This is a genomic window from Devosia sp. WQ 349K1 (assembly GCF_016595685.1).
Taxonomy (GTDB): Bacteria; Pseudomonadota; Alphaproteobacteria; order Rhizobiales; family Devosiaceae; genus Devosia.
Genome location: NZ_JAENGO010000001.1, coordinates 715,391 through 727,599, shown reverse-complemented (window position 1 = coordinate 727,599; position 12,209 = coordinate 715,391). Strand labels below are relative to the sequence as shown.

General features: G+C 57.0%; 13 protein-coding genes. All 13 read left to right on the top strand.

Annotated features, from left to right (window positions below; translation table 11 throughout):
• The first annotated feature begins 474 nt into the window (after window positions 1-474).
• A complete protein-coding gene (locus tag JHL21_RS03455) occupies window positions 475-1,722 on the top strand; it encodes a site-specific integrase (protein WP_200211886.1) in 1,248 nt (415 codons plus the stop codon).
• Complete coding sequence (locus JHL21_RS03450; RefSeq protein WP_200211885.1) at window positions 1,715-2,065, top strand: hypothetical protein; 351 nt, start codon at window positions 1,715-1,717, stop codon at window positions 2,063-2,065. Before JHL21_RS03455 ends, JHL21_RS03450 begins: the two co-directional genes overlap by 8 nt.
• 79 nt (window positions 2,066-2,144) lie before the next feature.
• Complete coding sequence (locus JHL21_RS03445; RefSeq protein ID WP_200211884.1) at window positions 2,145-2,363, top strand: AlpA family transcriptional regulator; 219 nt, start codon at window positions 2,145-2,147, stop codon at window positions 2,361-2,363.
• Window positions 2,360-2,695, top strand: a complete 336-nt coding sequence (locus tag JHL21_RS03440) for a hypothetical protein (protein WP_200211883.1) — start codon at window positions 2,360-2,362, stop codon at window positions 2,693-2,695. The genes JHL21_RS03445 and JHL21_RS03440 overlap by 4 nt, the downstream gene beginning before the upstream one ends.
• A gap of 162 nt (window positions 2,696-2,857) precedes the next feature.
• The gene (locus JHL21_RS03435; protein ID WP_200211882.1) at window positions 2,858-3,109 is read left to right on the top strand and encodes a hypothetical protein; all 252 of its coding nucleotides are present in this window, start codon (window positions 2,858-2,860) and stop codon (window positions 3,107-3,109) included.
• A complete protein-coding gene (locus JHL21_RS03430) occupies window positions 3,090-3,707 on the top strand; it encodes a hypothetical protein (protein WP_200211881.1) in 618 nt (205 codons plus the stop codon). The genes JHL21_RS03435 and JHL21_RS03430 overlap by 20 nt, the downstream gene beginning before the upstream one ends.
• On the top strand, window positions 3,704-5,080 hold the full coding sequence (locus JHL21_RS03425) for an AAA family ATPase (RefSeq protein ID WP_200211880.1): 1,377 nt from the start codon (window positions 3,704-3,706) through the stop codon (window positions 5,078-5,080). Before JHL21_RS03430 ends, JHL21_RS03425 begins: the two co-directional genes overlap by 4 nt.
• Before the next feature lie 237 nt (window positions 5,081-5,317).
• On the top strand, window positions 5,318-6,199 hold the full coding sequence (locus JHL21_RS03420) for a hypothetical protein (protein WP_200211879.1): 882 nt from the start codon (window positions 5,318-5,320) through the stop codon (window positions 6,197-6,199).
• A gap of 251 nt (window positions 6,200-6,450) precedes the next feature.
• Window positions 6,451-7,074, top strand: a complete 624-nt coding sequence (locus JHL21_RS03415) for an HK97 family phage prohead protease (RefSeq protein ID WP_200211878.1) — start codon at window positions 6,451-6,453, stop codon at window positions 7,072-7,074.
• 914 nt (window positions 7,075-7,988) lie between these two features.
• Window positions 7,989-8,408: a hypothetical protein gene (locus tag JHL21_RS03410; RefSeq protein ID WP_200211877.1), complete on the top strand. Its 420-nt coding sequence runs from the start codon at window positions 7,989-7,991 to the stop codon at window positions 8,406-8,408.
• Window positions 8,401-9,081 carry a hypothetical protein gene (locus JHL21_RS03405; protein WP_200211875.1) on the top strand — a complete coding sequence of 227 codons (681 nt, stop codon included), beginning with the start codon at window positions 8,401-8,403 and terminating at the stop codon, window positions 9,079-9,081. The genes JHL21_RS03410 and JHL21_RS03405 overlap by 8 nt, the downstream gene beginning before the upstream one ends.
• A gap of 182 nt (window positions 9,082-9,263) precedes the next feature.
• The gene (locus JHL21_RS03400; RefSeq protein ID WP_200211874.1) at window positions 9,264-9,566 is read left to right on the top strand and encodes a phage tail assembly protein; all 303 of its coding nucleotides are present in this window, start codon (window positions 9,264-9,266) and stop codon (window positions 9,564-9,566) included.
• A gap of 3 nt (window positions 9,567-9,569) precedes the next feature.
• Window positions 9,570-11,786, top strand: coding sequence for a phage tail tape measure protein (locus JHL21_RS03395; protein WP_210338828.1), 2,217 nt, complete (start codon window positions 9,570-9,572; stop codon window positions 11,784-11,786).
• Window positions 11,787-12,209: the final 423 nt, after the last annotated feature.

Below are 12,209 nucleotides of genomic sequence, written 5' to 3'. Positions count from 1 at the left end.
TTTTGATGAGTGAGGCTTCATAGTGGCCTCTAACGACGCGACTTGTCGGACCCATGTTGTGTCATTTTGTGAACAATGATGGGGAAGCTGTTTTCGCTCCAGCGTTAGTCCTGTTTCGCCGCTCAACATTGAAGCTTTTGGGGAAGGTGGCGAGTAGTCGTCACACATGTCGTCAGACTCTGGACTGAACTGTTCCAGTTGCGTCTGGATGTGAACTGGCAATCCCACTGAGTGGGGCGAAGGTGAGGCAATGTCATGGGGAAGTTATGGTGCCGGCAACAGGGTTCGAACCCGTGACCCCCTGATTACAAATCAGGGAAATGTCATTTCCGAACGTTTCAGGTTGTATTCTGAATGCATTAGAAGTCCCGGAAATGCGGCGTTTTATCAAGATTTCATTGACGGCACACCTTGTTTGTTTCCGCTCGTTTCCTACCTTGGTGGCGACAGGGTGGCGACAAGAGGAGGGCGCTCATGCCGGTTGTCAAGTTGACGCGGAAGAACATCGAAGGGCTAGCGCCGGGTGTCTATTACGACACCGCTCTCAAGGGCTTCGGGCTACGTATCAGTTCGGCTGGGGGTAGTTGGTTCATTGAGTACCGTCCAGGCGCTGGCGGTCGCAATGTCGCGAAGAAGCGGCAATCCATTGGAAAGCTCGACCGCTTGTCGCCAGAACAAGCTCGTACGCTTGCCGATCAAAAGCTGGCCCAAGTGACGCTTGGCGCCGATCCGGCTGCGGCAGTTGCTGCTGCTCGTGCAGCTGAGAAGTTCGAGGTTGTCGCTGCCCGATACGTAAAGGAGCACGTACGGACTAAACGCAAAGCAGCCACCGCTGACTATTATGACTACGTCATCCGTTTGCACATTGCGTCGCGACTGGGGAACAAGTCTCTGGCGGAAATCGATCGACCGACCGTCGCTGCCATGCACTCAGCAGTTGGGAGGGATGCCGGGACTTATATTGCCAATCGCGCGCTCGCAATTGTTTCGGCCGTGTACAATTGGGCAGACCCCGACGGCAGGAACCCCGCGAAAGGCGTCGAGAAGTTCCCAGAGGAGGGGCGAGAGCGCTACCTTACACAGGAGGAGATTGCTGCGCTGGGACGAGCGCTGAGGGAGGCTGAAACTACCGGTTTGCCATTCGAAGTCGATCCCGCAAAGCCCGTGTCCAAACACTCGCGCAAGGCGGAAAACAAGTTCTCGATTTATGGCGTGCATGTAACCAACGCCGTTCGACTGCTCATGCTAACCGGATGCCGAGTCAGCGAGATCCTGGAGTTACAGTGGAATGAGGTCGACCTGCAGCGCGGACTTTTGTTCCTCCCCGATAGCAAGACGGGTAAGAAAACGGTTGTTCTCTCAGAAGCGGCCATGGACGTGCTTCGATCGACACCGCGTATTGGAAAATATGTCATCGCCAGTGACACCGCTGGTGAGCCGGACGAGAAACCACGCGCCGACTTGAAGCGCCCTTGGGCGGCTATTCGCAGGCGCGCGGGGTTGAATGAGCTTCGGCTGCATGATCTTCGCCATACTTTTGCTTCGGTCGGCGCTGGGGCAGGGTTGGGACTCCCTGTCATCGGGAAGCTGCTCGGCCACTCGAGTGCGAAGACGACTGCCCGATACGCGCACGTCGCCGTTGATGCCTCAAAGCGCGCCGCGGATAGTATCGCCGCGACGATCGATGGGGCTTTGAAGGGGGAGTTGAACGGAAATGGCTAAGTTACCGCAGTTAGAGATTGTAGTCTCGTGGGCATGGGATGAGCTTCATCGGGGGAACCGGAAAAAGGCCTTGGAGCTGCTGGCCAAAGCAGGTGATGGGCCAGGCGCTAGGGAACTGCGCGAGCTCGTCAAGAAGCGAGGTCGACAACCTTTCGGCGCCAAACATCTTTGGTGGGACATTGGCGTTGAGAATGATCTCATGCGTTCGCAAGGTATATCTTACGCTGAGCGACTTGAGCGCTTGGCTCTCCAGTTTCGGTACAACGACGTGTCAAAGCTCAGTACGGCAATCTCGATGTATGAGAAAGCGCGTGAGGAAATTCAGTCTCTAGATTTCGATTGACGCTATTTAAAGCAACTATCTGCCGCGTCAGGGAGCGCCATAATAGAAAGTGTAATAACCTACTACGGGAGGAAACACCTTGAACATCAGAGTGCGCGCGGCGGCTGAATATGTGGGACTGTCCAAGTCAACCTTGGACAAGCATCGCCATTACGGTACTGGGCCGCGATATTACAAGCTTGGTCGTTCGGTGGTTTACGCGGTGTCGGATCTCGATGCGTGGCTTGTAGAGAACACACGTACCGGCACTTGGTCTGCGAATGATAATCGAGCCAACGCTTCGCAGGTGGCGGCATGAGCGGGGCCAAAAGCTTTGATTTCGAAAGCAATGGTCTTGCCATTGCTTGGCTCCGCGATACCGCTCGCGACATGCAACTTGGTCGGCCGGTGACCATAAACGACGAAGACCTGGAGTTGGTCGCCCGTCTGCTCCACATTACGGCAGCCGAAATAGGTGGCCGACCCGAGGACCATGAATGGAGCCCGAAGGCCGGAGAGCCATCCCACATTGAACAAGTGAAGGCGCGTATCACGAGCAAGGTGCGTGAAAAGGAAATTCGTCTGGCACCGCCATCCAACGTCGTTCCTTTTCCAATTCACCGAGCCCGCCGACCGGTAGCAGCGGCATGAGCTGTCGAGCCGGACGAAGCGCTGCGCGAAGCGGCCGCTAACGTTGCGGCGCTGCTCTCCGGCCATCTCTGGTCCGAAGTGACCACCACGGCTCTGGAGCTCATGTCTGACGCTGCTGCGGTTCGCGTTGCGGCGTAAACTTACATACAGAAAGGACCGCTAATGGAAGTTTTCAACCTTCGCCACTTCGGCGCGGGTAACCTTGTTGCGCGCTTTGATGTGTCAGTCGCACCGGGCGTCACGCTCCGCGACTGGCAGTTGAGGCGCACGTCGAACGGCCTGCGGGTGTTCCCACCTAAGGATGATAACGGTCGCGGCAACGTTACCCTGTCTTCAGAAATCATAGCAAATATCCGGTGCGCTGCCACCGGGATAGTGGAAGGCGTTGCCCAACATGATCACCGACACGCCTAAATACGAGCCGACGCTACAAGACCTGTTCGCGGCCTTTGAAGCGGCGGATGGAACTGCTGAGGCCCTCGAATGGCTGGCAGACAACGACATCGGGCCGCCACCTATCCCCACCAAGCTGCTGTGTGTTGAAGCGGGCGCTTTTGTTTCCGGGACTCCCAACTCGCTGGTGTTCCCCGTCATCAAAGACGGAGAGACGATCGACTTCTTGGCGATAGACCTAGAAGATTGCCGTTACCGCACACTGCTCGGTTGGCCAGAATGGCTCGGCGCTGACAATCTGGGCGCAGAAGTGGTGCGCCTGCACTTCTCCCCCCTTGAATGGCTTGAGGCCGGGTGCGCTGGTGTCGTTCAAATCCATCCATTCGCGCGCGCGCACTTTGCTGCACTCCAGGGTTCCAGCGTTATTGAGTGCGCCGACATCGAGCTCGCCTTGGAGGCATGGGACTTCGGGTTTAGTGGTCGCGACGCGGAGCTTGCCCGTTTCGAAATCGACGCTCCGAAGGAGTGTATCGATTACTACTTCGAGCGCTGCGCGTACTGGCGCATTCGCGGTTTGGAGTTCGAAAAGCGATTTGCGGCACTGGGGGCGTACGCATGAACCTGGCAAAATTGTATGCCGACGGTCGGGCGCTTGAGCAATCGCTTGTTGACGAGGCCGCCGCCCGTCTTGGGCTCCATCATGCCCCGGTGCCAGCGAACGATAACGATCTCGACGGCGTTACCAGCCGCCGCCGTGAGCGCGAGTTGGAGCGTCGTGAGGCAATTCGTGAGGCTGTTGCCAGCAAGCCGGTTCCGGCTGCCCCGAGATCTTCAGTGCCAGCGACGGCCCCTAGCCCAACTTGGCCGGGCCTTATCCACTCCGGAGAGATGGTTCGCCGATTTACGCCGCCAGATTACGCTTTTGATGGGATCATACAGGCAGGCTTTCTCTATGGCCTTACCGCTAGTACTGGCACAGGCAAGACCGCCATCCTTCTTGCATTGGCCGCCCTAAAAGCTCGCGGCCTGCCGCTTGGCGACCGCGATGTTCCCCAGGGCCGGGTGGTATATTTTGCAGGCGAAAACCCCGACGATGTCACGATGCGTTGGATCGGCGCAGCGCATCATACTGGGTTCGATACCGATACAATCGACGTGCATTTCGTTCCTGGAGTGTTCGATATCACCAAGATGTTCGACCACGTCTCCGCCGAGGTGCAGCGCGTTGGTGGTGCTGCGATGGTCGTAATTGACACCTCCGCAGCGTATTTCACGGGTGATGACGAGAACGGCAATGTCGCCATGGGCAGGCACGCGCGTAACCTCCGCGCGCTCACCACGCTGCCGGGCTCGCCAGCGGTGTTGGTGGCATGCCATCCACCGAAGAACGCGGAACAGTCCAACCTACTGCCTCGTGGCGGCGGCGCCTTTATCGCAGAGCTCGATGGTAATCTGACCTGCCAGAAGACCGAGACGGGAACCGTCAAACTGCATTGGCAGGGAAAGTTTCGCGGCCCAGATTTCAAGCCGTTGCACTTTGACCTAGCAACCGTCACGGCGCCTAAGCTGGTCGATAGCAAGGGGCGGGAAATTCCGACAGTGATGGCCAGCCTAGTGTCAGAAGGCGAGACTAGGGCTCGACGCGAGACTGCCCGCAAGGACGAAGACCTGGTCCTGATGGCGATCCAAAATATGAAGTCGCCATCGAACACTGCCATCGCCGAGTATCTGGGATGGCGGACGCCGGATGGTCAGCCACACAAGCGGCGCGCGCAAAGTGCGACTACAAAGTTGCGACTTCAGAAACTGGTAGAGTTACTCGGAAGGGACGGCTGGACACTGACTGCACGTGGACGTGAGGCTGCAACCGAAGCTCGCGCCACCCATGCCAGATCAGAAGCTGCTAGTGCGATCGTGGCAAATTTGGTGGGCAAGCCGAAGCGAACCGAGACCGAACGTACCGGTGGGTACGGTGAGGCCGGGAATGGCTAAAAACCCATCGAACCGAACGCGTTCGAACCGACCGTGCCGCAGGTGTGCGAGGCGGCGAAAATCTCAACAAAATCAAAGAGAACCGCCGTTCGGTCAAAGTCCACAAAACCACCTCAATCATGGGGGGCTTTGGCCCCCAATGATGGTCGAACGAACCGTTCTTTCTTAAGGGGGCGTTCGTCGGTTCGGTTCACCGGACTTCTTGGAATTGACTCAACGACACCAGAGGGGATGACTATGACTGAACAAACTCCGACTACCATTGGCGCGTTCGCGGTCACTGCTGCGAACGATAACAACCGCACTCGCATCCGATACGACGAGGATGGACGGATCGTCTGCGTGGTTCGCACTTCCAAACCAGAAGCGCCAAGATGTCTTGCGAAGCCACACGGACTGGGAACCCAACCTTCCCTTTGGAAGGCCAGCGCAGACCACGACCGCGCGCTGAGCGAAGAGCGTCAGGCTACCTTGAAGTACAGCCATGTAATGAAGCGTGCCGCTCATTGGACTGATAAGCCGGTCCCAGCTAATGACAACCAATCTTGGCCATTACTGCAGGCGCTTCGGAAGGACGGCAACGATGCGTTTGTGCCAGTAGCTGAGCGATACCGCGCAACTCATGACCGAGCGATGCAGGAGCCACTGGCTGCCACGTGGCATGAAGACCTATATGTGGTGCCCAAGTACGCAAATAAGGCTGACCCTGAGAACCGAACTAAAGGGGCTCTACAAACGGCTCACACCGCTGGCGCTTTATCTGGTGGTCACGTGGTTCGGGAGTCCAGCAAACTTGCAGATAAACGGCTTCACGAGGGTACCAGGAATCCGCCACGCCGCTCAGTGAGCAAGGCAAGGGAGTGGCACGGCGAAGATAATGTCGCTGCTGTGATTGATGCTCGCACCGACTTGGCCAGATATCGCTCCGCATTGGGACCGCTGCTCAAGAGCTTCGAAGACGCCGTGCTCCACGCCGCCACGCTTACCGAAGTCGGAGAATCTATGGGGGCGGCATCAAAGACAGGTGGCGCTGTCGGGAAGGCTGTCGTGATGCTCGGGCTTCAAGTGGTGCAGGAAGCAATGAGCGCCATTAGCTGGGAACAGCGCGGGGTGGCATGACCCCGGAGTAATCCGCAGGCTGACGCTACTATATAGAGAGAAGGGCGAACCTACGCTCCTCAAGATATCCCGACACCTGCCGGTTTGATCGCGGTGGTCGGGCGTAAGCTCGGCTGCCTGCGCGCGATCAACGGGGGGATCTCACTGCCCTTAGAAGCGCTGTGGCTCAGTACCCTCTCAGAAATGGCGTTCTAGGTGCGCCTAGAAGGCAAGCTTCGTTGCGCACCAATTTCTCTTTTCGGAAGGCAAAAATGAACAAACAAGTACGCAGCGGGAGTCTGCGGCCGCGCAGTTATGACTCGGTAGACAACTCAATTGAGCTGGTCTGGTCTACTGGCGCTGCAGTGCGGCGCAGAGACTATCGGACAGACTCAATCTTTGACGAGGTGCTCTCCCTGGCGCCTAATCACGTTAGGCTTGACCGCTTAAATGCGGGTGCGCCGCTCCTCGACACTCACGACGACAGTAACCTAGCTTCGGTGCTGGGCAGCGTTGTCCCAGGTAGTGCCAAGGTTGCAGACGGGTTGGGGATCGCCCGTGTTCGTCTATCTGAAGCGCCAGGTGACGCTGACATTGTGTCCAAGATCCGCGACGGCATTATTCGCAACATCTCTGTTGGCTACCGCATCCATCAATCCATCGTCTCGGTTGGCGACGATGGAGATACTGAGGTTCGCACTGCAATTGATTGGGAGCCACTAGAAATTTCGGCTGTTCCAGTACCGGCGGATGCTGGCTCTCAAATTCGCAGTGGGTCTGACGACACGATGTCTCAAAGTGGACTAAGGCGCGCGACGGCGGAAGAAATGTCCGCGATGGGCCGGATTTTTTGGGCAATTCCAATGGAATTTTGGCCGATGGTGGAGGGAAACTAATGCATCACGACGTGCAAGATCGAATGATCAATCGCGCCCGGAATTTGAACACTTCGCTAAATCGTCTTCAGGAACTGGCGCCCAGACTACTCCAGGTCTTGCCGGACACCATAGGCGGCTGCGCAGACAGTCTCAGCGCGTCGCGCCAAGAGATCCAAGACACCGCCGAATTCGCGCTTGAGCAGATTGCTTACCGTGATGGTCGTTTGGTGCTGAGAGACGGTCGCTTGTCGAGGTGGGATGCGGAAAACCCATTTTACCTAGGAGACCACCAAGATGAGCGCCGATGAGCCCTATCTTACCTCTGCAGATCTGGCCGAGCTCCTCAACGAACCAGAGAAGCGACTTCGTAGATGGCATCACACCGGTTTCTCCAGACACTTTGGGACGAAGGACGGCCACAACGTCCGATACTCGGCCCGTGATGCGGCTGGTACCGCAGTTGCGCGAGATTTGGTTGCGTTGAACTTTCCACCGCCGTTGGCGGCGCGGATTGGTGCTTCGGTAGTTCATGATGACCCGGAAGCAGACATGGTCCTCGTTGGTAGCCCGGCTGACATCGCGATGATTAACGCGCCACCCGGATCTGGTATCGCAACCGATCGAACCGTGTGGCGTGTTCCTTCTCAGTCGCGTGCCACAATCTCAATTCCTGTCGGCCGACTTTTTACCGAGATCACACGGCGAGTTGCAATGCGAGGTAGTTCATGACCTGTGCTCTCCGAGCCTGCTGCCAAAGGCCCGCGGGGGCTTTCGTCTCTACAGCGTCGGAGCCGAGGAGTCTGCTGATCGATGGAACTGAGGCGCCTATTTTTGCTGAACTGCCTGATCCCCCCCGTGGAACCGAAGACGTAGCTTGGCATGAGTGTGGGCATGCCGTTGTCGCTCATGCTTTTGGTGCAGCGTTCAAAGACATGCACCTTGATGGACAGGCTCGCGTTGTGGGGATGGACACCATGTCTGGTGTTGCGGCTATTGCAATGCTCCTTGCGGGTCCTGCTGCGCAGCGTGCTTACGTCCGCCAATATTCAACACTGTTCGACGTCGAACTGGACGACTTTTTCGCGCGGGTTGATCAGGTACAGTTCGGCAACTGTGATGAATGCCGCGCGGCTTTGATCGCAACGGTCTCTGCCTATCTGGATGACGGTGACCGACGCGCCATATTTCGTGCGGGTGAGAAACTCGGGAATGAGCTTGTCTCTAGGCCTGACATTCGCCGCGCCATCGGAAATCTCGCTACCGCGCTCGTAGAAGCGCGATCTCTCACCGGCGCAGAAGCACGACTTATCATTGACGAGTATGTCAAATTTGGAGGGCACGCACGTGCTTAAAGAACTCTTTGGGCTGCTGGGCATGGCTCGCAGTTCGACCGAAATTGGCGAGTTGGCCTCTGACATCAATATTGGGGGTCTTGAGGCAGCACTGGATAGTGCGAAAGAAACGCGCGCCGCTGCGTTGCTCGACGGGACGATCGAGGATGTATTGGCTGCGGAGCGAGCAATCGACATCGCAAGGGTGAACCTTGAGCGAGCCCAGATTGCTGCGGAGGAAATTGAACGACGTCGTCTCGAATTGGCAGAGATAGAGCGTAAAGCAGAATTCGAAAGTCGACGCGCTGCGGCACAGGACGGTGTTGACCGCGCAGTGTGGCAGATTGAGGCCGAATACCCTGGCCACGCTCGGCGCATTGTCGAACTCGCGCTATTGGCAAAGTCTGCGGATGTCGCGGCTTCCAAATGGAATGAAGAACGCTTGGATGCCCCATATGAGGCCGAAGTGATCGAGCTCGTCGGCGGCCGGCTTGGTTGGACGGACGAGTTCCTTAACGCACCGGCGTTCTATGATGCTCCCAGCCTTCCGCCAGCCGCGGATTTCGGCGGATTTGGTAGCGCCGGCAACTGGGCAACACATGTCGGGAACTATGCCCTCAATGGCATAGCGCTGCCATCGCCGCGAGTCGAAGCGCAAATCGAGCACGGGGTGCGGTGGAAGCCTGAAGGGTAGGGCTCCCCTCGGGTAGGTTCTCCCCTGCCACCCCTGCAACCGTCGTGGGGGCGCGGCCGCGAAACCTCGCTAGGTGCAAAAATTTTCAAAACGCACTTCGGTACTGCGGTGGTACGTCCAAATCCAATGCGAATGCAATGACTTGCGGGTTCTGACTCCCGGAGTCGGAAAGGAGCATCGAGATGCTCGATCAAATGGCACGCCACGTGCCACTTCCAGAACCTATCGAATTTGACTTCACACAGCCCGTCAAATTTGAAGGCAATACATACACGCGCCTCACATTCCGACGCCGCGTCGGACCCGTTGACGTGTTCATCGCAGAGCCGATTGGGGACACCGTCGAGAAAATGAACGCAGTTACCGCAAGCCTCGCTTCGGTTCCCGCCGCAGTGGTCGGGCTACTCTCCAGTGAGGACCAACTGCGGCTCATTGCGGAAGTGCAGCGCATCTTGGCAATGCCCCCCATCGATTTTAGAGGGTAAGATTTGGCAAGATTATCTTCTGAGCTAGTCCTCTCTCTCACCGATAGGGTTTCCCGGCCTGCGCGGGACATTGAGCGGCGCCTAGAATCCATGCGCGAGCATCAGCGCCGCCACACCGAGGCTTTCAACCAGCACAGAACGGAACTCATGCTGACGGCAGGCGCGGCCGCGGCGCTGGCATTTGCACTCAATGAACCGGTGCAACAGGCCATAGCGTTTGAGACGCAACTGGGGCGGATCAATCAAAAGGTTCGGCTGACCAGTGAAGAGCTCGAGGCCCTTGGGAAACAGGTGCGGCAGGTAGGATTGGACACCGCCACAGGTGGCGCGCAGATGGTCGAGGCGGTTGACGGTCTCCTCGCAATTGGCCTCGACACCGCCACCGCAATGGAAGTTGCTTCACCGATCGGCAAGGTCGTGAGCGCCTACCAAGCGGACGCCACCGAGATGGTTCAACTATCCGGCGCGCTGCTCACAAACCTTGATTTCACTGCCGACCAAATGCAGCGCGCCTTCGACATTATGGCTACGGGTGGCGACGCGGGACAGTTCGAACTGGCCGATATGGCTGCATCCTTCTCTGAAATTACCGCAGCAGCTCAAGGCCTTGGCATATCGGGCGATAAGGGGCTCGCTGACCTAGTTGCAGCGCTGCAGGTGGCGCGGCAGGGTGCAGGTAGTGGTAGCGCTGCCGTGACCAATCTCTCTAATTACCTCTCAAAGATCATGGCGCCAGACGCCATCAAGAAGTTTGGCGAGGCCGGTGTCGATATCGTTGCCGAGGTTGAGCGGGCTCAGAAGGCGTCAATGTCGCCGATAGAGCATACGATCGGCATACTCTCCAAGCTCACGGAGGGCGGTAAGCAGGATCTCATTGGGCAATATTTTGCAGATGCCGAGGTGCAAAAATTCATCCGCCCAATGATCCAAAACCTTGAGCAATATCGTGAAATCCGCGCCAAGGCTCTGGCTGGTGACGGTAAACTTCAGCTGGATTTCGAGAATTGGGAGAAGTCGTCCCAAGGCGTGATGTCTCGATTCGAAGCGTCGATTGAAAACCTCAACCTTGTTGTCGGCGATAGCTTGCTTCCTTCACTGACGCGCTTCGTTGAATCCGTCACTCCAATGATCGACGGTGTAGCGTCATTCGTTGAGGCAAACGACGAGCTTGTGGCTGCTGTTGTGCAGATTACCGCTGCGCTGATTGGCTTGAAACTGCTTGCTTCGGCTGGCGGTATGGCCGGGGCACTTCTTGGTCTGGGCGGAAAGCCCGGAGGAGGCGGAAAGCCCGGCATACCTAGCAAGCCAGGCGCAAATACAAACACCCCTGTAGGCAACAGTAGCGGTCGAAACTTCGACTTCATGAAGTGGGGCTTCATGGCGTTCAACGCCGCTGAGATTGTTCAGGACTACGCCCATGCAGCGGAGACCATGGTGCATCGTGGCGCCAATGAAAGCGATGCAGACTGGGCGGCCCGCACGAAAGCCGCAGCCGACGCGAAAGTGGCACAGGACGCTGCTCTCGAAAAGATGCTTCTGGATTTCAGCGTTGGTGGGATTAAGCCTTTCGGTGCGGTCAAAGCTGCACAAGACCTAATCCACAACCCACAAGGCGGCCTCGCCGGCGGATACACTGGCGCTACTCAGGGCCAGATCGACGCCATGAAAGAGCAAATCGCCAAGCTCGATGGTCAGATTGCCGAGTGGCCAGACGCTGCTCTGGAAGAGCGTCGAGCCGGGTTGGCGTTGAAACTTCAACAGATGCAGGCCGAATTGGCGGGTGCCTCTGTTGGCGTGACTGCTGAAGTGCAGTCGCTCATGGAGCGCATTCGGGTGATTGCTGCATCAGGCATCGACATCCCCGTTCGCACCATTGGGCCGCAGATTTCGCCAGTTGTGTCTCGTGCCGAGATCGCTGGCCGCCGAGCAAATGGCGGGCCAGTCAAGGCGGGATACACTTACGAAATCAACGAGCGGGGGAATGAGTTCATCACCCCCGGCATGGACAGCTATGTTCACAAAGCGGGATCGTTTGTTCCGCCAGGCTTTGGCTCAAGGGGCAGTGCTGGTGGAGCAGCAACTATGGTGCCGACAATCCAAGGCGACATTATCGTGAACTTGTCCAACCCCACCAACGCCGACCCGCGCACGATTGCTGACATGCTTGGCGCGCAGATTGCGGACGAGTTGCGGGCGTCACACTCGAATGGATTTATGTAAGTGCCTACAGGGCGCGGTGACTTATTTCACCGCGCTCGTAGCTGCTGGCGCTTAGTTTTCAGTCCAACTCATACCTTGCATTAGTGAATAGGATGCAGAACAACTCACTGAGAGCGTGAGAGGGGAATTATGAAACCAAGGCTCTATGTCGCGATAGCCCTATACGTTGGATCTTATTTTCCCTTAACGATAATATTGCTCTCGCAGAATGTGCAGACTACTGCATGGTCAGAAATTAGCTTTGTCCTGCAGCATTGGATTACTCCAAGGATGGATAGGATTTTATCGTCCTGGCTTATTTCAATCTTAGCTGTTTCAGTGTCATTTGTGTGCTTGCTAGTAACAACCTACTTGTTGCGAACGTTTGATGCAGATCGCGACGTTAAAGTTGTTTCAGTTAAGCCCTGTTCGTCAGATCTCTTA